Annotated in this window: 19 protein-coding genes; 14 read left to right on the forward strand and 5 right to left on the reverse strand. The window is 59.2% G+C overall.

The annotated features are described in order from the left end of the window. Window positions 1-14: 14 nt before the first annotated feature. The 3 genes from B723_RS14380 (at window position 15) to B723_RS14390 (ending at window position 3554) form a co-directional block, all read left to right on the forward strand. On the forward strand, window positions 15-326 hold the full coding sequence (locus B723_RS14380; protein WP_017337287.1) for a cupin: 312 nt from the start codon (window positions 15-17) through the stop codon (window positions 324-326). A gap of 105 nt (window positions 327-431) precedes the next feature. Then, a complete protein-coding gene (locus B723_RS14385; RefSeq protein ID WP_017337288.1) occupies window positions 432-1583 on the forward strand; it encodes a TDT family transporter in 1152 nt (383 codons plus the stop codon). Between the two features lie 96 nt (window positions 1584-1679). After that, the gene (locus tag B723_RS14390; protein ID WP_017337289.1) at window positions 1680-3554 is read left to right on the forward strand and encodes an MFS transporter; all 1875 of its coding nucleotides are present in this window, start codon (window positions 1680-1682) and stop codon (window positions 3552-3554) included. A 47-nt stretch (window positions 3555-3601) separates the two neighbouring features. Here B723_RS14390 and B723_RS14395 read toward each other — a convergent pair whose 3' ends face one another. From B723_RS14395 to B723_RS14415, 5 genes are all read right to left on the reverse strand, one after another. Then, on the reverse strand, window positions 3602-4528 hold the full coding sequence (locus tag B723_RS14395) for a GGDEF domain-containing protein (protein ID WP_017337290.1): 927 nt from the start codon (window positions 4526-4528) through the stop codon (window positions 3602-3604). A 373-nt stretch (window positions 4529-4901) separates the two neighbouring features. After that, window positions 4902-5642, reverse strand: a complete 741-nt coding sequence (locus tag B723_RS14400) for a YciK family oxidoreductase (protein ID WP_008031809.1) — start codon at window positions 5640-5642, stop codon at window positions 4902-4904. A gap of 168 nt (window positions 5643-5810) precedes the next feature. Beyond that, complete coding sequence (mupP, locus tag B723_RS14405; RefSeq protein WP_017337291.1) at window positions 5811-6482, reverse strand: N-acetylmuramic acid 6-phosphate phosphatase MupP; 672 nt, start codon at window positions 6480-6482, stop codon at window positions 5811-5813. Window positions 6483-6486: 4 nt separating this feature from the next. Continuing rightward, window positions 6487-7185 carry a bifunctional 2-polyprenyl-6-hydroxyphenol methylase/3-demethylubiquinol 3-O-methyltransferase UbiG gene (ubiG, locus tag B723_RS14410; protein WP_017337292.1) on the reverse strand — a complete coding sequence of 233 codons (699 nt, stop codon included), beginning with the start codon at window positions 7183-7185 and terminating at the stop codon, window positions 6487-6489. Window positions 7186-7242: 57 nt separating this feature from the next. Then, a complete protein-coding gene (locus B723_RS14415; protein WP_017337293.1) occupies window positions 7243-8577 on the reverse strand; it encodes a TRZ/ATZ family hydrolase in 1335 nt (444 codons plus the stop codon). 107 nt (window positions 8578-8684) lie between these two features. Here B723_RS14415 and mtnA point away from each other — a divergent pair, with 107 nt between their 5' ends. The 11 genes from mtnA (at window position 8685) to B723_RS14470 (ending at window position 22298) form a co-directional block, all read left to right on the forward strand. Next, on the forward strand, window positions 8685-9761 hold the full coding sequence (gene mtnA, locus B723_RS14420) for an S-methyl-5-thioribose-1-phosphate isomerase (RefSeq protein WP_017337294.1): 1077 nt from the start codon (window positions 8685-8687) through the stop codon (window positions 9759-9761). A gap of 426 nt (window positions 9762-10187) precedes the next feature. Beyond that, the gene (gyrA, locus tag B723_RS14425; RefSeq protein ID WP_017337295.1) at window positions 10188-12851 is read left to right on the forward strand and encodes a DNA gyrase subunit A; all 2664 of its coding nucleotides are present in this window, start codon (window positions 10188-10190) and stop codon (window positions 12849-12851) included. A gap of 220 nt (window positions 12852-13071) precedes the next feature. Beyond that, window positions 13072-14157: a 3-phosphoserine/phosphohydroxythreonine transaminase gene (serC, locus tag B723_RS14430; protein ID WP_017337296.1), complete on the forward strand. Its 1086-nt coding sequence runs from the start codon at window positions 13072-13074 to the stop codon at window positions 14155-14157. Then, window positions 14157-15251, forward strand: a complete 1095-nt coding sequence (pheA, locus tag B723_RS14435; protein ID WP_017337297.1) for a prephenate dehydratase — start codon at window positions 14157-14159, stop codon at window positions 15249-15251. Before serC ends, pheA begins: the two co-directional genes overlap by 1 nt. 10 nt (window positions 15252-15261) lie before the next feature. Continuing rightward, window positions 15262-16374, forward strand: coding sequence for a histidinol-phosphate transaminase (gene hisC / locus B723_RS14440; protein WP_017337298.1), 1113 nt, complete (start codon window positions 15262-15264; stop codon window positions 16372-16374). Window positions 16375-16402: 28 nt separating this feature from the next. Continuing rightward, on the forward strand, window positions 16403-18610 hold the full coding sequence (locus tag B723_RS14445) for a bifunctional prephenate dehydrogenase/3-phosphoshikimate 1-carboxyvinyltransferase (RefSeq protein WP_017337299.1): 2208 nt from the start codon (window positions 16403-16405) through the stop codon (window positions 18608-18610). After that, window positions 18607-19296: a (d)CMP kinase gene (gene cmk, locus B723_RS14450; protein WP_017337300.1), complete on the forward strand. Its 690-nt coding sequence runs from the start codon at window positions 18607-18609 to the stop codon at window positions 19294-19296. The genes B723_RS14445 and cmk overlap by 4 nt, the downstream gene beginning before the upstream one ends. A 120-nt stretch (window positions 19297-19416) precedes the next feature. Then, window positions 19417-21108: a 30S ribosomal protein S1 gene (rpsA, locus tag B723_RS14455; protein WP_007899744.1), complete on the forward strand. Its 1692-nt coding sequence runs from the start codon at window positions 19417-19419 to the stop codon at window positions 21106-21108. Between the two features lie 217 nt (window positions 21109-21325). After that, complete coding sequence (locus B723_RS14460) at window positions 21326-21604, forward strand: hypothetical protein (RefSeq protein WP_017337301.1); 279 nt, start codon at window positions 21326-21328, stop codon at window positions 21602-21604. 136 nt (window positions 21605-21740) lie between these two features. Next, window positions 21741-22037: an integration host factor subunit beta gene (gene ihfB / locus B723_RS14465; RefSeq protein WP_017337302.1), complete on the forward strand. Its 297-nt coding sequence runs from the start codon at window positions 21741-21743 to the stop codon at window positions 22035-22037. 21 nt (window positions 22038-22058) lie between these two features. Then, window positions 22059-22298: a lipopolysaccharide assembly protein LapA domain-containing protein gene (locus B723_RS14470; RefSeq protein ID WP_017337303.1), complete on the forward strand. Its 240-nt coding sequence runs from the start codon at window positions 22059-22061 to the stop codon at window positions 22296-22298. Window positions 22299-22907: the final 609 nt, after the last annotated feature.

Raw genomic sequence — 22907 nt, forward strand, 5'->3', positions numbered from 1 at the left:
TCCACGGACCGACCATGAAAATCATCCGCAGCCAATCCTTCACCGCTGACCGTGCCTGGGGCGCGCTCGACATCGCGAACATGAATGGCATCACCACCCGTTTGCACTGGACCGACCAGCCCTACAAATGGCACATCAATGACGGTCAGGAAGTGTTCGTCGTGCTCGATGGCCAGGTGCAGATGCACTACCGCGAAGCAGGTCTGGAGAAAGAGGTGATGTTGAATGTAGGAGATATCTTTTACGCCGCTGTAGGCACCGAGCATGTGGCGCATCCGCTGGGTGTGGCGAGGGTATTGGTGATCGAATCGGAAGGCAGTGTCTGATGCTATATCTGCTAAATAGATAACAGTTAGAGATATTACCCGTTATATCGATATTCGATTCGGATCTACCATGGATTCCACCTCAACCGAGGAGAGGAATTCGACATGACATGCTTTGAAACCGCCAAGCCCGGCCTTAAACCGTTCAGTCATTTGCAGCATCCGCGCGAGGTGATCCGCCAATTCACTCCGAACTGGTTCGCCGCGACCATGGGCACCGGCGTTCTGGCGCTGGCGCTGGCGCAGTTGCCGGCCGGGAGCGCGGGGTTACAAGCGGTTGCCGAAGCCCTCTGGCTGTTCAATATCTTTCTGTTCGCTGTGTTCACGGTACTGTACGCGGCACGCTGGGTGCTGTTCTTCGACGAAGCACGACGGATTTTCGGCCACTCCACGGTATCAATGTTTTTCGGCACGATTCCCATGGGACTGGCGACGATCATCAACGGTTTTCTGGTGTTCGGCCTGCCGCGCTGGGGCGAGGGCGTGATTCATGTTGCCGAAGCGCTGTGGTGGCTGGACGTGGCGATGTCGCTGGCCTGCGGGGTGCTGATCCCCTACATGATGTTTACCCGCCAGGAACACAGCATCGATCAGATGACTGCCGTCTGGCTATTGCCGGTGGTGGCTGCGGAAGTAGCGGCGGCCAGCGGCGGCTTGCTGGCGCCGCATCTGGCCGACGCTCATTCACAACTGATGGTGCTGGTCACCAGCTACGTGCTCTGGGCATTTTCCCTGCCGGTGGCGTTCAGCATTCTGACGATCCTGTTGCTGCGCATGGCGCTGCACAAACTGCCCCACGAAAACATGGCCGCTTCGAGCTGGCTGGCGCTTGGCCCGATTGGCACCGGGGCGCTGGGGATGTTGCTGCTGGGGGGCGACGCACCGGCGATCTTTGCCGCCAACGGTTTACCGGGAATCGGTGAGATCGCCGCCGGGCTGGGGCTGGTGGCCGGGATCACCTTGTGGGGCTTTGGTCTGTGGTGGATGCTGATCGCGTTGTTGATCACCGGCCGTTACCTGCGCGCCGGCATACCCTTCAACCTCGGCTGGTGGGGGTTCACCTTTCCGCTGGGCGTCTATTCTCTGGCAACGTTGAAACTGGCCAGTACCTTGAACCTGACGTTTTTCAGTGCCTTTGGCTGTGTGCTGGTGGCGATGCTGGCCGTGATGTGGCTGATCGTCGCCAAACGCACCGTGCAGGGCGCATGGCGGGGCGAGTTGTTTGTCTCGCCGTGCATTGCAGGATTAAACAAATAACCGGCAAAGATTAGGTAAGGTGTGGCCTGGATCGACGATCGACATTCCAACAATGGTATCCACGCCACTCTCTACCCAAATTCAGGAACACGGAAGATGAGTCACCCCTCACAGTTCAGCCTGCTTCGCACTCGGCGCTTCCTGCCGTTTTTCGTGACCCAGTCCCTCGGGGCGTTCAACGACAACGTCTTCAAGCAGTCGTTGATCCTCGCCATTCTGTACAAGTTGACTATCGAGGGTGATCGTTCGATCTGGGTCAATCTGTGTGCGCTGCTGTTTATCCTGCCGTTCTTTCTGTTTTCGGCGCTGGCCGGTCAGTTCGGCGAGAAGTTCGCCAAGGACGCGCTGATTCGCCTGATCAAGCTCGGGGAGATCGCGATCATGGCGGTCGGTGCAGTCGGATTTGTCTTCGATCACCTGTCGCTGATGCTGTTGGCGCTGTTTGCCATGGGGACGCACTCGGCGCTGTTCGGGCCGGTGAAATACTCGATCCTGCCTCAGGCCTTGCGTGAAGAAGAACTGGTGGGCGGCAACGGGCTGGTGGAAATGGGCACCTTCCTGGCCATCCTCGCCGGGACCATCGGCGCCGGGATCATGATGTCGTCCGCGCATTACGCACCCATCGTGTCCACGGCGATCATCGGCATTGCAGTGCTGGGTTATCTGGCCAGTCGCAGCATTCCCCGGGCAGCGGCCTCATCGCCGGAAATGCGCCTGAACTGGAATATCTTCAGTCAATCCTGGGCCACCTTGAAACTGGGCCTGGGGCAAACCCCGGCGGTATCGCGCTCGATTGTCGGTAACTCATGGTTCTGGTTTGTCGGGGCGATTTACCTGACGCAAATCCCGGCGTATGCCAAGGAGTGGATGCACGGTGACGAAACCGTGGTGACGCTGATTCTTACCGTGTTCTCGGTGGGTATCGCACTCGGCTCGCTGCTATGCGAAAAACTGTCCGGACGCAAAGTCGAGATCGGGCTGGTGCCGTTCGGATCGTTCGGTCTGACCGTGTTCGGATTGTTGCTGTGGTGGCATTCCGGCTCAATTCCCGACAGCGTCAACGGCCATGGCTGGATCGAAATCCTCGGCTTTGGTCACACCTGGCTGGTGTTGATCGACATTCTCGGCCTCGGGGTTTTCGGCGGTTTCTACATTGTGCCGCTGTACGCGCTGATTCAGTCACGCACCCCGGAGAACGAGCGGGCGCGAGTGATCGCTGCCAACAACATTCTCAACGCGCTGTTCATGGTGGTCTCGGCGATTGTTTCGATCGTGTTGCTGAGCCTGGCCAAGTTGTCGATCCCGCATCTGTTCCTGGTGGTGTCGCTGCTGAACATCGGCGTCAACGCCTACATCTTCAAAATCGTCCCCGAATTCAGCATGCGCTTCATGATCTGGCTGCTCAGCCACTCCATGTACCGCGTAGAGCATCGCAATCTGGAGGCGATTCCGGATGAGGGCGCGGCGCTGCTGGTGTGCAATCACGTGTCCTTTGTCGACGCGTTGCTGATTGGCGGCGCGGTGCGTCGGCCGATTCGCTTTGTGATGTACTACAAGATCTACAACCTGCCGGTGCTGAACTTCATCTTTCGCACGGCCGGGACCATTCCTATCGCGGGACGTCAGGAAGACATTCAGATTTACGAAAGGGCCTTCACGCGCATCGCCCAATACCTGAAGGACGGTGAGCTGGTGTGCATCTTCCCTGAAGGCAAACTGACTACCGACGGCGAGATCAGCGAATTCAAGGGCGGGCTGACGCGGATTCTCGAAGAGACGCCGGTGCCAGTGATTCCGTTGGCATTGCAGGGGCTGTGGGGGAGTTTCTTCAGTCGCGATCCCGACAAAGGCGTGTTCCGTCGGTTGTGGTCGCGGGTGACCCTGGTGGCGGGGCCGGCGGTGGCGGTCGAGGCGGCAGAGCCTGCCAGGTTGCAAGGGATGGTCGGGGAACTGCGTGGCGCTGTGCGCTGATTCCTTTCAATGCGGGCCGCTACGGTTGCGAGCCCGCCGGCGAATCTTCAGCCCGCCATCGCCAATCGGTTGCGTCCTTCACGCTTGGCCACATACAGCGCGCTGTCGGCCCGACGCAGCAGGCTTTCGACTGACTCGCCGGGCAGCAGGGTCGCACAGCCGAGGCTGACGGTCAGCTCGATCAGCTTGCCATCGGCCAGATAATCCTTGGCCTGGGCGGCAAACCGCAGCCGCTCGCCGACCATGGCCGCCGCCTCGCGGCCGGTGTTGGACAGCAGAATCAGGAACTCTTCGCCGCCAAAGCGAAACACCATGTCGACGTTGCGCAACTGGCCTTTGATCGAGGCTGCAACGGCTTTGAGCACATCATCGCCGGCACTGTGGCCGTGGGTATCGTTGATCTGTTTGAAGTGGTCGATGTCCAGCATCAGCAGCGACAAAGGTTGCAGATGCCGACGCGACATGTCGATTTCCCGTTGCAGCGTCTGGTCCATGGCAATGCGATTGCCGGTGTCCGTGAGGGGGTCGCGCAAGGCGCTTTGGGTGGCGGCGCGGTAGAGCAGGGCATTACGCATCGGGTACAGCAATGCGGACAGCAGCGACTCGAGGTTGCCCTGCTCCTGCTCGCTGAAGCGCTGATTTCTGCGGAAAACCAGTTCGCCCAGGTGCTCGCCTTCATGGCTGAGGGTGTAACTGATCGAGTGGTGACCGCGCAGACCGAGCTCCAGGCGCAAGTCGCTGGCTTTGTGCTGGTAGCTCAAGGCGTCGAGCGGCACGAGTCGGTGAATTTCACGGTAGAAGAGCCCGAGAATGCGTTGTGGCTCAAGCGTGGTTTGCAGTTGCAGGCTCAGTTGCTGGCGCACTTGCGCAAGACTGACCGGCCGCTTCAGAAGCAGGGGCTGTTGACCAAAGCCCAGGCGTTGCAATTTGGCGCTATCGAAGTCAATTGCGTTGGTCTGGGAAGGTGATTTCATATGGCGTGCGCCCCTAAGCAGTAAGGCTGTCTTACAGGCTGGGTGAGAGCGGCTTTGGGCTGCGCGTCGTACTGGTCCATCAGTCCCGTAGGACATTTGGCGCAAGTCTAATCTGCTTTGTCGAAGATTAGTAACCTATCGACGCGAGCGTCGGCCCGTCTGCTTTCACACGGCGTGTCTGAGCAGATATAGAGCGAAACTCGTGCCATTCGTTTCATTCGGATTAAATTGCTTGTTAATCAATAGCCTGTGTCGTTTTTCGGCGGTTTTTGCCGAACTGGATGGCATTTATTTGACTGGCATGACCTTCAGTTATGTCGCTTGTTGAGTGCCATGACAAAAATTCGCCACGGCACAAAAGCGACGCACGGCGTTACTGGGCGTTGAACGCCTGGCCGTTGATGCCGGTGCTGTCCGGACCCATCAGGTAGAGATAGACCGGCATGATCTCCTCGGGCGTCGGGTTGTTCAGCGGGTTTTCGCCGGGGTAAGCCTGGGCGCGCATGCTGGTGCGGGTGGCGCCGGGGTTGATGCTGTTCGAGCGCACCGGGGCCACGGTGTCGACTTCGTCGGCCAGGGTTTGCATCAGGCCTTCGGTGGCAAACTTGGAGACGCCGTATGCACCCCAATACGCACGGCCCTTGCGGCCGACGCTGCTGGAAGTGAACACCACCGAAGCATCCTGCGACAGTTTGAGCAGCGGCAACAACGTGCTGGTGAGCATGAACATGGCGTTGACGTTGACTTGCATGACGCGCATGAAGTTTTCGCCGGAGAGCTGTTCGATCGGGGTGCGCGGACCAATGATCGATGCGTTGTGCAGCAAGCCGTCGAGGTGGCCGAACTCGGTTTCGATCATCGCCGCCAGCTCATCGTATTGATGGGGCAGGGCGGTTTCGAGGTTGAACGGGATCACGGCCGGTTGTGGATGGCCGGCGGCCTCGATTTCGTCATAGACCTGAGTCAGGTTGGCTTCGGTCTTGCCCAGCAACAGTACGGTGGCGCCGTGGGCGGCATAGGTTTTCGCAGCGGCAGCGCCGATGCCGCGACCAGCGCCGGTGACCAGAATGACCCGGTCCTTGAGCAATTCAGGGCGGGCGGAATAATCAAACATAAAAACCTCGTCAAAATCGTGCATCGAACCAGTGGCGAGCGGGCTTGCCGTGGCGAGGGGATTTATCCCCGTTCGGCTGCGGAGCAGCCGCAATTAACGGTTTGGGGCCGCTTCGCGACCCAACGGGGATAAATCCCCTCACCACAATGTTTCCGGCAAACCATCGGTTTAGCAGCTACAAAGCGCGCTATCCAAAACCTTGCGCAACTCCAGCGGATGATCGACCACCACATCCGCCCCCCAATGCCGCGGGTTATCGTCCGGATGAATGTAGCCATAGGTCACGGCGGCCGTTCGGGTGCCGGCATCGCGGCCGGACTCGATATCACGCAGGTCATCACCCACGAACAGCACGCTGGCCGGATCGAGGTCGAGCATCTTGCACGCGAGGATCAACGGCTCCGGGTCCGGCTTGCTGTTCTTCACGTGATCCGGGCAGATCAGCAGCGCCGAACGCTCGGCCAGCCCCAGTTGCTGCATGATCGGCTCGGCAAACCGCAGTGGCTTGTTGGTGACCACGCCCCAGATCAGGTTGGCTTTTTCGATGTCGGCCAGTACTTCCACCATGCCGTCGAACAGCTTGCTGTGAACCGCACAGCCCGCGAGATAACGCTCGAGGAACTCCAGGCGAAGTGCTTCGAAGCCCGGAGATTCCGGGTCCATCGAGAAGGTCACGGCAACCATCGCCCTGGCGCCGCCGGAGATCTCGTCGCGGATGTGCTTGTCATTCATCGGCGGCAGGCCGCGGTCGGCACGCATCGCCTGACAGATCGCAATGAAGTCCGGCGCGGTGTCGAGCAGGGTGCCGTCCATGTCGAAAAGAACTGCTCTGATACGCATCTGCTTACTCCTCGCGCAGGGTCTGGATCATGTAGTTGACGTCCACGTCGGAGGCCAGTTTGTAGTGCTTGGTCAGCGGGTTGTAGGTCAGGCCGATGATGTCCTTGACGGTCAGGCCGGCCATGCGGCTCCAGGCACCGAGCTCGGAAGGGCGGATGAATTTCTTGAAGTCGTGGGTGCCGCGCGGCAGCAGCTTCATGATGTATTCGGCACCGACGATGGCGAACAGATACGCCTTCGGGTTGCGGTTGATGGTGGAGAAGAACACCTGGCCACCCGGCTTGACCATTTTGAAGCAGGCGCGGATCACCGACGACGGGTCCGGTACGTGCTCGAGCATTTCCAGGCAAGTGACCACGTCGAACTGCTCCGGCATCTCTTCGGCCAGGGCTTCGGCGGTGATCTGCCGGTATTCGATGCTCACGCCGGATTCCAGCTGATGCAGCTGAGCAACGGCCAGCGGCGCCTCGCCCATGTCGATGCCCATCACGGTCGCGCCGCGTTGAGCCATGGCCTCGCTGAGGATGCCGCCGCCGCAACCGACGTCGAGAACCTTCTTGCCGGCCAGGTTGACGCGTTCGTCAATCCAGTTGACCCGCAGCGGATTGATGTCATGCAGCGGTTTGAACTCGCTTTCGCGGTCCCACCAGCGATGGGCCAGGGCTTCGAATTTGGCGATTTCGGCGTAGTCGACGTTACTCATGGTTCATCCTCTAAAACTTGAAAAATCCTGTTGCCCCGGCGGTTCGCCCCGGGGTGCTTACGATTCGGTGTGGCCGTTGATGCGCCGGCCCCAGGCCTTGGCGGTGGCGCAAAGCTGTTCTTCATCGAGACGGGTCAGGCGACGGTCGTCGAGCAGTTGCTTGCCACCCACCCAAAGGTGTTTCACGCAGTCGCGACCGGTGGCATATATAAGCTGCGAAACCGGGTCGTAGACCGGTTGCTGCGCCAGGCCGGAAAGGTCGAACGCGACCAGGTCCGCGGCTTTGCCGATTTCCAGCGAGCCGACCTCCGCCTCGATGCCCAGGGCGCGTGCGCCGTTCAGGGTGGCCATGCGCAGGGCGCGATGGGCGTCCAGCGCGGTGGCCGAGCCGGCGACGGCTTTGGCGAGCAATGCGGCGGTGCGGGTTTCGCCAAGCAGGTCGAGGTCATTATTGCTGGCCGAGCCATCGGTGCCGACGGCCACATTGACGCCAGCCTGCCACAACCGCTCCACCTGGCAGAAACCGCTGGCCAGCTTCAGGTTCGACTCTGGGCAATGAATCACATGGGTGTTGCTTTCTACCAGCATCACCAGGTCTTCATCGCTGATCTGAGTCATGTGAACCGCCTGGAAGCGTGGCCCCAACAGGCCCAGGCGCGCGAGTCGGGCCAACGGGCGTTCGCCGCGCTGCTCGACCGATTGCTGCACTTCGAAGGCGGTTTCGTGGACGTGCATGTGAATCGACGCGTCCAGCTCTTCGGCGATCACCCGGATTTTCTCCAGGTTTTCGTCGCCCACGGTGTAAGGCGCGTGGGGGCCGAAGGTGACTTTGATGCGCTCGTGGTGCCTGAGATCGTTGAACAGTTCAACGCCCTGACGAATGGCTTCGTCCGCCGTGCTGGCGCCCGGGATCGGGAAATCGAGGATCGGAATCGCGATTTGTGCGCGAATGCCGCTGTTATGCACGCGTTCGCTGGCAACCTTCGGGAAGAAATACATGTCAGAGAAACAGGTGATGCCACCTTTGATCTGTTCGGCGATGGCAAGGTCGGTGCCATCGCGTACAAAGGCTTCATCGACCCACTTGGTCTCGGCGGGCCAGATGTGGTTTTCCAGCCAGGTCATCAGCGGCAGATCGTCTGCCAGGCCGCGGAACAGCGTCATCGCCGCATGCCCGTGAGCATTGATCAGGCCGGGGCTGAGCAACATGTCCGGCAGTTCGCGGATTTCGGTGGCGTCAAGCTTCAGCGCAGCCGCGCGCGGGCCGATAAAGACAATGCGCCCGTCGCGAATGCCCAGGCCATGCTCTTTGAGGACAACGCCAGCGGGTTCGACGGGTACCAGCCAGGTCGGCAGCAATAACAGGTCGAGCGCAGCGGCAGTGTTCGGCATCGAGGGTCGGTTCCAGTGCTTTTGTAAAGGATGGCGAAGTATACCCGAGCGTCTTCGCGGGGGGATCGCTATAATCGGCGGCTTTGTTACTGAGTACGGGGTGTGGGATGCGCGATCGACTGTTGGCTGCGGAGAAGGTGAAGGCCATCGATTGGCGTGATGGCGCCCTGTACCTGCTGGATCAGCGTATTTTGCCATTTGAGGAAACCTGGATTGCCTACACCAGCGCTGCTGGCGTGGCCGAAGCCATTCGTTCGATGGTGGTGCGTGGTGCTCCGGCGATTGGCATCAGTGCTGCGTATGCCATGGTGCTGGCAGCCCGTGCCCGAATTGCAGAAGGCGGTGACTGGCAGGCTGCGTGGGAAGAGGATTACGCGTTGCTGGCCGATTCCCGGCCAACGGCGGTGAATCTGTTCTGGGCCTTGAGTCGCATGCGTGACCGCCTGGATCGTCTCAAGGAAGATGCAGACCCACTGGCGGCGCTGGAAGCGGAGGCCATTGCCATTCACGAAAGTGATCGCGAAGCCAACCTGACCATGGCGCAACTGGGTGTGGACCTGATCCGCAAGCATCAGGGCAACGCGCAGGCGATCCTGACCCACTGCAACACCGGCGCGTTGGCCACCGGCGGCTTCGGCACCGCGCTGGGGGTGATTCGCGGGGCGTTCATCGAGGGCATGGTCGAGCGCGTCTACGCCGACGAAACCCGTCCGTGGCTGCAGGGTTCGCGTCTGACGGCGTGGGAGTTGGCCAACGAAGGCATTCCCGTGACCTTGAATGCCGACTCTGCCGCTGCCCATATCATGAAGACCAAAGGCATTACCTGGGTCATCGTCGGCGCCGACCGGATCACCGCCAATGGCGACGTGGCCAACAAGATCGGTACTTATCAACTGGCGGTGAACGCCATGCACCACGGCGTGCGCTTCATGGTGGTGGCGCCGAGTTCGACCATCGACATGAACCTGGCCAGTGGCGACGACATTCCGATTGAAGAGCGTGACGGCCGCGAGTTGCTGGAAGTGGGCGGCAAGCGAGTCGGGGCGGATGTCGATGCGTTCAACCCGGTGTTCGACGTGACCCCGGCGGATTTGATCGACGCGATCGTCACCGAGAAAGGCATCGTCGAGCGTCCGGATACGGCGAAGATGGCGCAGTTGATGTGCCGCAAGCGACTGCATTGAGGGCGTTCGGCGTCTTGTGAATCGCCATCGCCGGAAGGCTGGCTCCCACAGGTTTTGTGATCGACACCGATCCTGTGGGAGCCAGCCTGCTGGCGATGAGGCGCGCAATGCCAATAAACATCCGTAATTCGGTCGCGAATTCTGCATTCGGAGTGGCTCTGAGCCTCTCTCGTCGCCGTTAAGCCTGCCACCAGTCAACTAACTACACTCCATGCGCGTCTGGGGGATAGGTGCGTGGCGGCTCTTGTGATAACATCCGGCGGTTTCCAAGGTAGCCCGATGTGGCTGCCTTTACTGCGCAGATCCATGGCATAACTCGTTGATTTGTCGTAAGTCGGTGCACTGGCAGTCAGCCTGCATCGGCGAGCTTCGTTCGTCCCATATGGATGTGACGAAGTTTCACCAGAAAAAGGAATCAGGCTTCTCATGGGCGAACTGGCCAAAGAAATCCTCCCGGTCAATATCGAAGACGAGCTGAAGCAGTCCTACCTCGACTACGCGATGAGCGTGATTGTCGGGCGGGCACTGCCGGATGCGCGCGATGGCTTGAAGCCCGTGCACCGGCGTGTGCTGTTCGCGATGAGCGAGCTGGGCAACGACTTCAACAAGCCGTACAAGAAATCTGCCCGTGTTGTCGGTGACGTGATCGGTAAGTATCACCCTCACGGTGATACCGCGGTTTACGACACCATCGTTCGGATGGCGCAGCCATTCTCGCTGCGCTACCTGCTGGTAGACGGCCAGGGCAACTTCGGTTCGGTGGACGGCGACAACGCCGCGGCCATGCGATACACCGAAGTGCGCATGACCAAGCTGGCGCACGAACTGCTGGCCGACCTGCATAAAGAAACCGTGGACTGGGTGCCGAACTACGACGGCACCGAAATGATCCCGGCGGTCATGCCGACCCGTATTCCCAACCTGCTGGTCAACGGCTCCAGCGGTATCGCCGTGGGCATGGCGACCAACATTCCTCCGCACAACCTCGGTGAAGTCATCGACGGTTGCCTGGCCCTCATCGACAACCCCGAGTTGACCATCGATGAGCTGATGCAATACATCCCCGGCCCGGACTTCCCGACTGCCGCGATCATCAACGGTCGCGCCGGCATCATCGAAGCCTACCGCACCGGTCGCGGTCGCATTTACATGCGCGCCCGCTCGATCATCGAAGACATCGACAAGGTCGGTGGCCGTCAGCAGATCGTCATCACCGAACTCCCTTACCAACTGAACAAGGCCCGTCTGATCGAGAAGATCGCCGAGCTGGTAAAAGAGAAGAAGCTGGAAGGCATCACCGAATTGCGCGACGAGTCCGACAAGGACGGTATGCGCGTCGTGATCGAGCTGCGTCGTGGCGAAGTGCCTGAGGTGATCCTCAACAACCTCTACGCCCAGACCCAGCTGCAAGCGGTGTTCGGTATCAACATCGTGGCGCTGATCGACGGCCGTCCGCGGATCCTGAACCTCAAGGACCTGCTGGAAGCCTTCGTTCGCCACCGTCGCGAAGTCGTTACCCGTCGTACCGTGTTCGAGCTGCGTAAAGCCCGCGAACGTGGTCACATTCTGGAAGGTCAAGCGGTTGCCCTGTCGAACATCGACCCGGTCATTGCCCTGATCAAGGCCTCGCCAACCCCGTCGGAAGCCAAGGAAGCGCTGATCAGCACGCCTTGGGAATCCTCCGCCGTGGTCGCGATGGTCGAGCGTGCCGGTGCCGATTCGTGCCGTCCGGAAAACCTCGATCCGCAATACGGTCTGCGCGAAGGCAAGTACTTCCTGTCGCCGGAACAGGCGCAAGCCATTCTGGAACTGCGACTGCACCGCCTGACCGGTCTGGAACACGAAAAACTGCTGGCCGAGTATCAAGAGATCCTCAACCAGATCGGCGAGCTGATCCGCATCCTCAACAGCGCCACGCGCCTGATGGAAGTGATCCGCGAAGAGCTGGAAGTGATCCGTGCCGAATACGGCGACGTGCGACGCACCGAAATTCTCGATGCCCGTCTCGACCTGACCCTGGGTGACATGATCCCGGAAGAAGAGCGCGTCGTGACCATTTCCCATGGTGGCTACGCCAAGACCCAGCCATTGGCTGCGTACCAGGCCCAGCGTCGTGGCGGTAAAGGCAAATCGGCTACCGGCGTCAAGGATGAGGACTACATCGCTCACCTGCTGGTCGCCAACAGCCACACCACGCTGTTGCTGTTCTCCAGCAAAGGCAAGGTGTACTGGCTGAAAACCTACGAAATCCCGGAAGCGTCCCGCGCAGCCCGTGGTCGTCCGCTGGTCAACCTGCTGCCGCTGGACAGTGATGAATACATCACCACCATGCTGCCGGTCGAGGAATACACCGAAGGTCACTTCATCTTCATGGCCACCGCCAAAGGCACCGTGAAGAAGACCCCGCTGGAATCCTTCAGCCGCCAACGCAGCGTCGGTCTGATCGCGCTGGAACTGGATGAAGGTGACGTACTGATCTCTGCCGCCATTACCGATGGCGATCGTGAAGTCATGTTGTTCTCCGACGGTGGCAAGGTCACTCGCTTCAAGGAAACCGACGTCCGCGCCATGGGCCGTACCGCTCGCGGTGTCCGCGGCATGCGTCTGCCGGAAGGCCAGAAGCTGATTTCCATGCTGATTCCGGAAGAAGGCAGCCAGATCCTTACCGCCTCGGCCCGTGGTTTCGGCAAGCGCACGGCGATCACCGAGTTCCCTGAGTACAAGCGTGGCGGTCAGGGCGTTATCGCCATGGTCAGCAACGACCGTAACGGCCGTCTGGTCGGCGCGGTTCAGGTGCTCGACGGCGAGGAGATCATGCTGATTTCCGACCAGGGTACGTTGGTTCGCACCCGTGTCGACGAAGTCTCCAGCCTGGGTCGTAACACCCAGGGCGTGACCCTGATCAAGCTGGCCAGCGATGAAACGCTGGTAGGGCTGGAACGGGTTCAGGAGCCGTCGGAAGTCGAAGGCGAAGAGCTGGAAGGCGAAGAGGGCGAAGAAGGTGCAGTGTTCGACGGTGAAGTCGTGATCGACGACGCTGCCGAAGACCAGCAACTCGACGCCGCTGCCGACGAAGAACCGCAAGAGTAAGCGGACAAACAGGGGGCGGATGAAAATTCGCCCCCTTGTTGTTTGTCCTCCAGGAACTGTGGAATTGATTTTAATGTAGGAGCTGTCGAGCGAAGCGAGGCTGCGATCTCTTGATCTGGCTCTTGCTTTCACTTGGCTCTAAAAGATCGCAGCCTCGCTCTGCTCGACAGCTCCTACAGATTTATTGCGTGACTACCACCAAATCAGAGCGAGATTGGATGTGAGCAAGAGAGCCTATAACTTCTGTGCCGGTCCTGCGGCACTTCCCGAAGCTGTCCTGCAGCGCGCCCAGGGTGAACTCCTTGATTGGCACGGCAAGGGCCTCTCGGTCATGGAAATGAGCCATCGCAGTGATGAGTTCGTGTCCATTGCGACCAAGGCCGAGCAGGATCTGCGGGATCTGCTGAATATCCCCTCGAACTATAAAGTGCTGTTCCTGCAAGGTGGTGCCAGCCAGCAATTCGCTCAGATTCCTCTGAACCTGTTGCCGGAAGGTCGCACCGCCGACTATATCGATACCGGTATCTGGTCGCAGAAAGCCATCGAAGAAGCTTCGCGCTACGGTCACGTCAACGTCGCCGCCACCGCCAAGCCTTACGACTATTTCGCTATCCCTGGTCAGAACGAATGGAAGCTGTCGAAAGACGCGGCCTACGTTCACTACGCACCGAACGAAACCATTGGCGGCCTGGAATTCAACTGGGTCCCGGAAACCGGTGACGTTCCGCTGGTCGCCGACATGTCCTCGGACATCCTCTCGCGTCCGATCGATGTTTCGCGCTTCGGCATGATCTACGCCGGCGCCCAGAAAAACATCGGCCCGAGCGGCATCGTCGTCAACATCGTTCGTGAAGACCTGCTGGGTCATGCCCGTTCCCTGTGCCCGACGATGCTCAACTACAAGGTCGCGGCCGATAACGGCTCGATGTACAACACCCCGCCAACCCTGGCCTGGTACTTGTCCGGCCTGGTGTTCGAGTGGCTGAAAGAGCAGGGTGGTGTCGAAGCCATCGGCAAGCTCAACGAAGTGAAACAGCGCACGCTGTACGACTTCATCGATGCCAGCGGCCTCTACAGCAACCCGATCAACAAGTCCGACCGCTCGTGGATGAACGTGCCGTTCCGTCTGGCTGACGATCGTCTCGACAAGCCATTCCTGGCCGGTGCCGACGAGCGTGGGCTGTTGAACCTCAAGGGGCACCGTTCTGTGGGCGGCATGCGCGCCTCCATCTATAACGCCGTCGACATCGTTGCGGTTAACGCACTGGTTTCGTACATGGCAGAGTTCGAGAAGGAACATGGCTAATGTCTGAGCAAGAACTCAAGGCACTGCGCCTGCGCATTGATGCCCTGGACGAAAAAGTCCTGGAGCTGATCAGTGAGCGCGCACGCTGCGCCCAGGAAGTTGCGCGAGTAAAGATGGCCTCGCTGGCCGAAGGCGAAGTGCCGGTGTTCTATCGTCCTGAGCGCGAAGCTCAGGTGCTCAAGCGCGTGATGGAGCGTAATCAGGGGCCGCTGGGCAATGAAGAGATGGCGCGGTTGTTCCGCGAAATCATGTCCTCGTGCCTGGCCCTCGAACAGCCGCTGAAAGTGGCTTACCTCGGCCCTGAGGGCACCTTCACCCAGGCCGCGGCCCTGAAACACTTCGGTCACGCGGTCATCAGCAAGCCCATGGCGGCGATCGACGAAGTGTTCCGCGAAGTGGCGGCCGGTGCGGTGAACTTTGGCGTGGTCCCGGTGGAAAACTCCACCGAGGGCGCGGTCAACCACACCCTCGACAGCTTCCTCGAACACGACATGGTCATCTGTGGTGAAGTCGAGTTGCGGATTCACCACCACTTGCTGGTCGGTGAAAACACCAAGACCGACAGCATCAGCCGTATCTATTCCCATGCCCAGTCGCTGGCCCAGTGCCGCAAGTGGCTGGACGCACACTACCCGAATGTCGAGCGCGTGGCGGTGTCGAGCAACGCCGAAGCCGCGAAGCGGGTCAAGGGTGAGTGGAACTCGGCGGCCATTGCCGGCGACATGGCCGCAGGCCTGTACGGGCTGACCCGTCTGGCCGAGAAAATCGAGGATCGCCCGGACAACTCCACGCGATTCCTGATGATCGGCAGCCAGGAAGTGCCGCCGACGGGCGACGACAAGACCTCGATCATCGTCTCCATGAGCAACAAGCCAGGCGCGCTTCACGAGTTGCTGGTGCCGTTCCACGACAATGGCATCGACCTGACGCGAATCGAGACACGTCCTTCGCGCAGCGGTAAATGGACCTACGTGTTCTTTATCGACTTCGTCGGCCACCATCGCGATCCGCTGGTGAAAGGTGTGCTGGAAAAAATCAGTCAGGAAGCAGTGGCACTTAAAGTGTTGGGTTCCTACCCGAAAGCCGTTCTCTAAGGGGTAGCAAATGAGTGGCAACTTCCTCGCTCTGGCACAGCCAGGCGTGCAACAACTTTCGCCTTACGTTCCGGGCAAACCTGTGGATGAACTGGCGCGCGAGCTGAATATCGATCCGGCCAGCATCGTCAAACTGGCGAGCAACGAAAACCCGTTGGGTGCCAGTCCGAAGGCGCTGGCTGCGATTCGTGAAGAGCTGGCCGAACTGACTCGTTACCCGGACGGCAACGGTTTTGCGCTCAAGACCCTGCTGGCCGACCAATGCCGCGTCGAGCTGAATCAGGTGACGCTGGGCAATGGCTCCAACGACATCCTGGAGCTGGTCGCTCGCGCCTATCTGGCACCAGGTCTGAACGCGGTGTTCAGTGAACATGCGTTTGCGGTCTATCCGATCGTCACGCAAGCTGTCGGTGCTACGGCCAAAGTGATTCCGGCCAAAGACTGGGGTCATGATCTGTCGGCCATGCTGGCTGCAATCGATGCCGATACCCGCGTGGTCTTCATCGCTAACCCGAACAACCCGACCGGGACCTGGTTTGGCGCCGAAGCGCTGGACGAGTTCCTGCAGGACGTACCGGAACACGTGCTGGTGGTGCTGGACGAGGCCTACATCGAATACGCCGAAGGCAGCGACTTGCCGGATGGTCTCGACTACCTGGCGGCCTACCCGAATCTGTTGGTCTCGCGCACCTTCTCCAAGGCTTACGGCCTGGCGGCGCTGCGCGTCGGTTATGGCTTGTCCACCGCGGTGGTTGCCGATGTGCTGAACCGTGTGCGCCAGCCGTTCAACGTCAACAGCCTGGCCCTGGCCGCTGCTTGCGCTGCACTGCAAGATACCGACTACCTGGCAGAAAGCCGTCGCCTGAACGAAACCGGCATGCAGCAGCTTGAAGCGGGTTTCCGTGAGCTGGGGCTGAGCTGGATTCCATCCAAGGGCAACTTCATCTGTGTTGACCTGGGTCGTGTGGCGGCCCCGGTTTTCCAGGGGTTGTTGCGCGAAGGCGTGATCGTGCGTCCGGTGGCCAACTACGGCATGCCGAACCACTTGCGCATCACCATCGGCCTGCCGGCGGAAAACAGCCGCTTCCTTGAGGCGCTGACCAAGGTCCTGGCTCGTGGTTGATGTCACTGCTCTGCAATCTGCTGAACCTATGATCGGTCGCCTGGTGGTGGTCGGTCTGGGACTGATTGGCGGTTCGTTCGCCAAGGGTTTGCGTGAAAGCGGCCTGTGCCGCGAAGTCGTCGGTGTCGATCTCGATCCGCAGTCGCGCAAGCTTGCGGTTGAATTGGGCGTGGTCGATCGCTGCGAAGAAGACCTGGCGGTCGCTTGTCAGGGCGCAGATGTGATTCAGCTGGCCGTACCGATCCTTGCCATGGAGAAGATGCTCGGCCGCCTGGCCGGCATGGACCTGGGGCAAGCGATTCTGACCGACGTCGGCAGCGCCAAAGGCAATGTCGTGCGTGCCGCGACCGAGGCGTTTGGCGGCATGCCGGCGCGTTTCGTGCCGGGCCATCCGATTGCCGGTTCCGAGCAGAGCGGGGTGGAAGCCTCCAATGCCGAGCTGTTCCGTCGCCATAAAGTGATTCTGACACCGCTGGATCAAACCGATCCGGCGGCACTGGCAGTGGTTGACCGTTTGTGGCGCGAACTGGGCGCCGATGTCGAGCACATGCAGGTCGAGCGCCACGATGAAGTGCTGGCGGCGACCAGTCACTTGCCGCACTTGCTGGCGTTCGGTTTGGTCGATTCGCTGGCCAAGCGCAATGAAAACCTTGAGATCTTCCGGTACGCTGCCGGCGGTTTCCGCGATTTCACAAGAATCGCAGGAAGCGACCCGGTCATGTGGCACGACATCTTCCTCGCCAACCGCGAAGCTGTCCTGCGCACACTCGATACATTTCGCAGCGACCTCGACGCCTTGCGCGACGCGGTCGATGCAGGGGATGGGCACCAATTGTTGGGCGTATTCACTCGCGCCCGGGTTGCCCGCGAACATTTCAGTAAAATCCTGGCCCGCCGGGCTTATGTGGACGCTATGAACTCCAACGACCTGATTTTCCTGGCACAACCTGGTGGCCGCCTGACTGGGCGGATTCGTGTACCGGGCGATAAATCGATTTCCCACCGTTCGATCATGCTCGGCTCCCTCGCCGAAGGCGTCACCGAAGTCGAAGGCTTCCTCGAGGGCGAAGACGCCCTGGCGACCTTGCAGGCCTTCCGCGACATGGGTGTCGTGATCGAAGGTCCGCACCACGGGCGCGTGACCATCCACGGCGTCGGCCTGCATGGCCTGAAGCCTGCGCCGGGCCCTATCTATCTGGGCAACTCCGGCACCTCGATGCGCCTGCTGTCCGGCCTGTTGGCTGCGCAGAACTTCGACAGCACCCTGACCGGTGACGCCTCGCTGTCCAAGCGTCCAATGAATCGCGTGGCCAACCCGCTGCGTGAAATGGGCGCCGTGATCGAGACCGCTGCAGAAGGTCGTCCGCCGATGATCATTCGTGGTGGCAACAAGCTCAAAGGCCTGACCTACACCATGCCGATGGCCAGCGCCCAGGTTAAATCCTGCCTGCTGCTGGCGGGGCTGTACGCCGAAGGCAAGACCACCGTCACCGAGCCTGCGCCAACCCGCGACCACACCGAGCGCATGCTGCGCGGCTTCGGCTATCCGGTCACCGTCAACGGTGCGACCGCGTCGGTCGAGTCCGGCCACAAGCTGACCGCCACCCACATTGAAGTGCCGGGCGATATTTCGTCGTCTGCGTTCTTCCTGGTGGCCGCTTCGATCGCCGAAGGCTCGGAGCTGGTGCTCGAGCACGTCGGCATCAACCCGACCCGTACCGGCGTGATCGACATCCTGCGCCTGATGGGCGCTGACATCACCCTGGAAAACCAGCGTGAAGTCGGCGGTGAGCCGGTAGCGGACCTGCGCGTTCGTGCGGCTAAACTCAAAGGTATCGAGATTCCCGAAGCGCTGGTGCCATTGGCCATCGACGAGTTCCCGGTGCTGTTCGTGGCGGCGGCATGTGCCGAAGGGCGCACCATCCTGCGCGGTGCGGAAGAGCTGCGAGTCAAAGAGTCGGACCGGATCCAGGTCATGGCTGATGGCTTGCTGGCGCTGGGCGTCAAATGCGAACCGACTCCGGACGGCATCATCATTGACGGCGGCCAGATCGGCGGCGGTGAAGTGCACGGTCACGGCGATCACCGGATTGCCATGGCCTTCAGCGTTGCTTCCCTGCGCGCCACTGCGCCGATCCGCATCCATGATTGCGCCAACGTCGCGACCTCGTTCCCGAACTTCCTGGCGCTGTGCGCACAGGTCGGTATCCGTGTTGCACAAGAGGCTCAGTCGTGAAAATCATTGCACCGGTCATCACCATTGATGGGCCAAGCGGCTCCGGCAAGGGCACTGTAGCCGGGATCCTGGCCAAGCGTCTGGGCTGGAATCTGCTGGATTCCGGTGCGCTTTATCGTTTGTTGGCGTTTGCCGCGCATAACCACGGCGTCGACCTTACCAACGAAGAGCTGCTGAAAAAGCTGGCCGCTCATCTGGATGTGCAGTTCATCGCGGCGACCGACGGTCAGTTGCAGCGCATCATTCTTGAGGGGGATGAAGTCAGCGACGTCATCCGCACCGAAAGCATTGGTTCCGGCGCTTCCCAGGTCGCGGCGTTGCCAGCCGTGCGCGAGGCGCTGCTGCAGCGCCAGCGCGCTTTCCAGGAAGCACCGGGCCTGGTGGCTGATGGTCGCGACATGGGCACCGTGGTTTTCCCCGATGCGCCGCTGAAGATATTCCTCACCGCCAGTGCCGAGGAACGTGCGCGCCGTCGATACTTGCAGTTGAAGGGCAAAGTCGATGGTGTTAGTCTGTCGAGTCTGCTAGATGAGATACGTGCACGCGATGAGCGTGACACCCAGCGAGCGGTAGCCCCGCTCAAGCCGGCGGCTGACGCCATACAGCTGGATTCCACGGAATTATCCATCGATCAGGTGCTGGAACGCATCATGAGTGAGATCGCCATTCGCGATATCGCCGGGTGACCAAGAAGCTTCGCAGGGGACCAGTCATAGTCCTGCGGTGCTTCTTTTAAATGAAACTAACCCACATCGTCTGGGATGTGGAGATGGGCGTATTCTTCGCCCTCATCAACAGGAATTAAAATGAGCGAAAGCTTTGCGGAACTCTTTGAAGAAAGCCTAAAAACCCTGAACCTTCAGGCAGGCTCCATCATCACCGGTGTTATCGTTGATATCGATTACCAAGCTCGCTGGGTAACCGTTCACGCTGGCCTGAAGTCTGAAGCACTCATCCCGCTTGAGCAGTTCTACAACGACGCTGGCGAACTGAACATCAACGTCGGTGACGAAGTTCACGTTGCTCTGGACTCGGTTGAAGACGGCTTTGGCGAAACCAAGCTGTCCCGTGAAAAAGCCAAGCGCGCTGAATGCTGGATTGTTCTGGAAGCAGCCTTCGCAGCCGAAGAAGTGGTCAAGGGCGTTATCAACGGTAAGGTTAAAGGCGGCTTCACTGTCGACGTTAACGGCATCCGTGCGTTCCTGCCAGGTTCTCTGGTTGACGTCCGTCCTGTGCGCGACACCACGCACCTGGAAGGCAAAGAGCTGGAATTCAAGGTCATCAAGCTGGACCAGAAGCGCAACAACGTTGTCGTTTCCCGTCGTAGCGTCCTGGAAGCCGAGAACTCCGCCGAGCGCGAAGCTCTGCTGGAATCCTTGCAGGAAGGCCAACAAGTCAAAGGTATCGTCAAGAACCTCACCGATTACGGCGCATTCGTCGATCTGGGTGGCGTCGATGGCCTGCTGCACATTACCGACATGGCTTGGAAGCGTATCAAGCATCCTTCCGAAATCGTCAACGTTGGCGACGAGATCGATGTCAAGGTTCTGAAGTACGATCGCGAACGCAATCGTGTTTCCCTGGGCCTGAAGCAGCTGGGCGAAGATCCATGGGTTGCTATCAAAGCCCGTTACCCAGAAAGCACTCGCGTCACCGCTCGTGTAACCAACCTGACCGACTACGGCTGCTTCGCTGAGCTGGAAGAAGGCGTTGAAGGTCTGGTACACGTTTCCGAAATGGACTGGACCAACAAGAACATCCACCCTTCGAAAGTCGTACAAGTCGGCGACGAAGTGGAAGTTATGGTTCTGGACATCGACGAAGAGCGTCGTCGTATCTCCCTCGGCATCAAACAGTGCAAATCCAACCCATGGGAAGATTTCTCTGGCCAGTTCAACAAGGGCGATAAAATCTCCGGCACCATCAAGTCGATCACCGATTTCGGTATCTTCATTGGTCTGGACGGCGGCATCGACGGTCTGGTTCACCTGTCCGACATCTCCTGGAACGAAGTGGGCGAAGAAGCCGTTCGCCGCTTCAAGAAGGGCGACGAGCTGGACACCGTTATCCTGTCGGTTGACCCAGAGCGCGAGCGCATCTCCCTGGGTATCAAGCAACTGGAAAGCGATCCGTTCTCCGAGTACGTTCAAGAGAACGACAAAGGCGCAATCGTTAAAGGCATCGTGAAAGAAGTTGACGCTAAAGGCGCCATCATCACTCTGGCCGACGATATCGAAGCGACTCTGAAAGCCTCCGAAATCAGCCGTGACCGCGTTGAAGATGCGCGCAACGTTCTGAAAGAAGGCCAGGAAGTAGAAGCCAAGATCATCAGCGTTGACCGCAAGAGCCGTGTAATCCAGCTCTCCATCAAGTCGAAAGACGATGCTGAAGAGAAAGAAGCCATCCAAAGCTTGAAAGACAAGCCTTCGGATAGCATCGCTGCTGGTCCTACCACTCTGGGCGACCTGTTGCGTGCACAAATGGAAAAACAGAACTAAGTTCTGTCAGACCATAGAAAAAGGGCGACTTCGGTCGCCCTTTTTTGTGCCTGCGATTTGATGCAGCCAGGGATCGTCCGGTACAGAGTGTTCGCCCATGAAACCAACAGTCCCGCGAAGCTGTCTCTTTCTTTAATCGGATCAATCGCTTATTTGCAGCTAGTCTTTAGCAAAAAGCGAACGGCAGTCGGGCAGGGCGCCCGGCATAAGGAAAGGAATGAACAAGCTCATTGTCGCAATAGCATTAATGACATTGGCGGGTTGTACCACTACTGCCAGGACCCATGCGGTGCGCGGTGTCAGCGGTATTGAGGTCGATTGTTCAGGATTGGGGTCAGGGTGGGAAAAGTGTCACAAGCGCGCTGCCAAGGAGTGCAAGGGAGCCGGTTACAAGGTGGTCACGCGATCCGATGATGCCAAAGAGGAAGATGAGTATCCTTTCGGCTTCAATCCCGCGGGTTACCTGACACGCACCATGCTGGTTATCTGCCGATGAGCGGGGCCGGGGCATGATCAATGTTCGCGCTGAATACCGCTGAAGATATGTAAGATCTCGGGCTGTTCAAATTCTTCCGGGCATGCTAAAACCTTTGAAGCGCTTTTCCTAGCTGCTTGAAAAAGAAGGGAAAAATATGACGAAGTCGGAGTTGATCGAACGAATTGTCACCCATCAAGGGCTGCTCTCATCAAAGGATGTGGAGCTGGCTATCAAGACTATGCTTGAACAAATGTCCCAATGCCTGGCCACTGGGGATCGGATTGAGATCCGGGGTTTTGGCAGCTTCTCCCTGCATTACCGCGCGCCGCGTGTGGGGCGCAATCCGAAGACTGGTCAGTCGGTGAGTCTTGACGGGAAATTTGTTCCGCATTTCAAGCCGGGGAAGGAGTTGCGGGATCGGGTGAATGAGGATGAGGAGCAAGAGCTCTAATCGCCATTGGAGGAGTGCTCGATGAGAAGCATCAAGCGTTTTATCTTTTTTATCATCACCCTGTTGATCGTATCGGCAACATTAATGTTCATCTTAGAAAATCAACGGCCTATGGTGTTGATGTTTCTTGGCTGGTCGACACCTGAGTTGTCGGTGGCTGTGCTTGTAATCTTGGCGCTCTTGGTGGGGATGGTTGTCGGGCCGGCGGTAGCTTCTATTGCCCTAATGCGTAAAAAGTCGAAATCGTCTCGATTATCCTGACCTCAATCTACTTCGTTGCCGGTAAGCATTTGGATAAAGATTCAGCAATCTTTTCAGCGGAACAGAGCGCTCCGCAGATTGAGTAGCGAAATCATGGGATTTGGTGGGTTATTTTGTGGTTTTTGAAGATATCCTCCATCATGAAAGGTGCTCGCGGGTCACATAGTCTTATTCTGCGTTTACTTACGATAGAGACCTAGTTAATTGTGGTCGGCGCTCCGGCACTGGACTAGGGATGGCGGCTTTCGCAAGCGATTGGAATTTCCTGCAGGCGCCGTTGCCGTTGGCCGACAGCCCGCTATAGGCGTTCACACCTGAGATCTACGGACGGATAACTGTGCGGCATTGGTCGATCAGTCATTGCGCGCGGGGGGGGAGGGGGGCGTTCCGTCAGGCAATCCCACTATTCCAAAATCAAGCGTGAAATCGGGCATTTCACCAGAATGACAGGGGCGGGTACGGAACTAGCGAGAGGTGAATCGCATTTCGATTTATTTTGGGGGGCGGAGGATGGCTATATAGGAGCAGTCACGCTTTTGCTGGTCTCGGCCTCAGGCTTCCTTCTGTCGCTGGGCAAAGCTCTTTCAGCGCATGATTTTTTTCAAATTT

Source organism: Pseudomonas fluorescens NCIMB 11764 (genome assembly GCF_000293885.2).
GTDB lineage: Bacteria > Pseudomonadota > Gammaproteobacteria > Pseudomonadales > Pseudomonadaceae > Aquipseudomonas > Aquipseudomonas fluorescens_B.

Bases quoted from the DNA above. Each gene is read 5' to 3' on its own strand.
- B723_RS14380 (WP_017337287.1), top strand. From the start codon at position 15: ATGAAAATCATCCGCAGCCAATCCTTCACCGCTGACCGTGCCTGGGGC.
- B723_RS14385 (WP_017337288.1), top strand. From the start codon at position 432: ATGACATGCTTTGAAACCGCCAAGCCCGGCCTTAAACCGTTCAGTCAT.
- B723_RS14390 (WP_017337289.1), top strand. From the start codon at position 1,680: ATGAGTCACCCCTCACAGTTCAGCCTGCTTCGCACTCGGCGCTTCCTG.
- B723_RS14395 (WP_017337290.1), bottom strand. From the start codon at position 4,528: ATGAAATCACCTTCCCAGACCAACGCAATTGACTTCGATAGCGCCAAA.
- B723_RS14400 (WP_008031809.1), bottom strand. From the start codon at position 5,642: ATGTTTGATTATTCCGCCCGCCCTGAATTGCTCAAGGACCGGGTCATT.
- mupP (WP_017337291.1), bottom strand. From the start codon at position 6,482: ATGCGTATCAGAGCAGTTCTTTTCGACATGGACGGCACCCTGCTCGAC.
- ubiG (WP_017337292.1), bottom strand. From the start codon at position 7,185: ATGAGTAACGTCGACTACGCCGAAATCGCCAAATTCGAAGCCCTGGCC.
- B723_RS14415 (WP_017337293.1), bottom strand. From the start codon at position 8,577: ATGCCGAACACTGCCGCTGCGCTCGACCTGTTATTGCTGCCGACCTGG.
- mtnA (WP_017337294.1), top strand. From the start codon at position 8,685: ATGCGCGATCGACTGTTGGCTGCGGAGAAGGTGAAGGCCATCGATTGG.
- gyrA (WP_017337295.1), top strand. From the start codon at position 10,188: ATGGGCGAACTGGCCAAAGAAATCCTCCCGGTCAATATCGAAGACGAG.
- pheA (WP_017337297.1), top strand. From the start codon at position 14,157: ATGTCTGAGCAAGAACTCAAGGCACTGCGCCTGCGCATTGATGCCCTG.
- hisC (WP_017337298.1), top strand. From the start codon at position 15,262: ATGAGTGGCAACTTCCTCGCTCTGGCACAGCCAGGCGTGCAACAACTT.
- B723_RS14445 (WP_017337299.1), top strand. From the start codon at position 16,403: ATGATCGGTCGCCTGGTGGTGGTCGGTCTGGGACTGATTGGCGGTTCG.
- rpsA (WP_007899744.1), top strand. From the start codon at position 19,417: ATGAGCGAAAGCTTTGCGGAACTCTTTGAAGAAAGCCTAAAAACCCTG.
- B723_RS14460 (WP_017337301.1), top strand. From the start codon at position 21,326: ATGAACAAGCTCATTGTCGCAATAGCATTAATGACATTGGCGGGTTGT.
- ihfB (WP_017337302.1), top strand. From the start codon at position 21,741: ATGACGAAGTCGGAGTTGATCGAACGAATTGTCACCCATCAAGGGCTG.
- B723_RS14470 (WP_017337303.1), top strand. From the start codon at position 22,059: ATGAGAAGCATCAAGCGTTTTATCTTTTTTATCATCACCCTGTTGATC.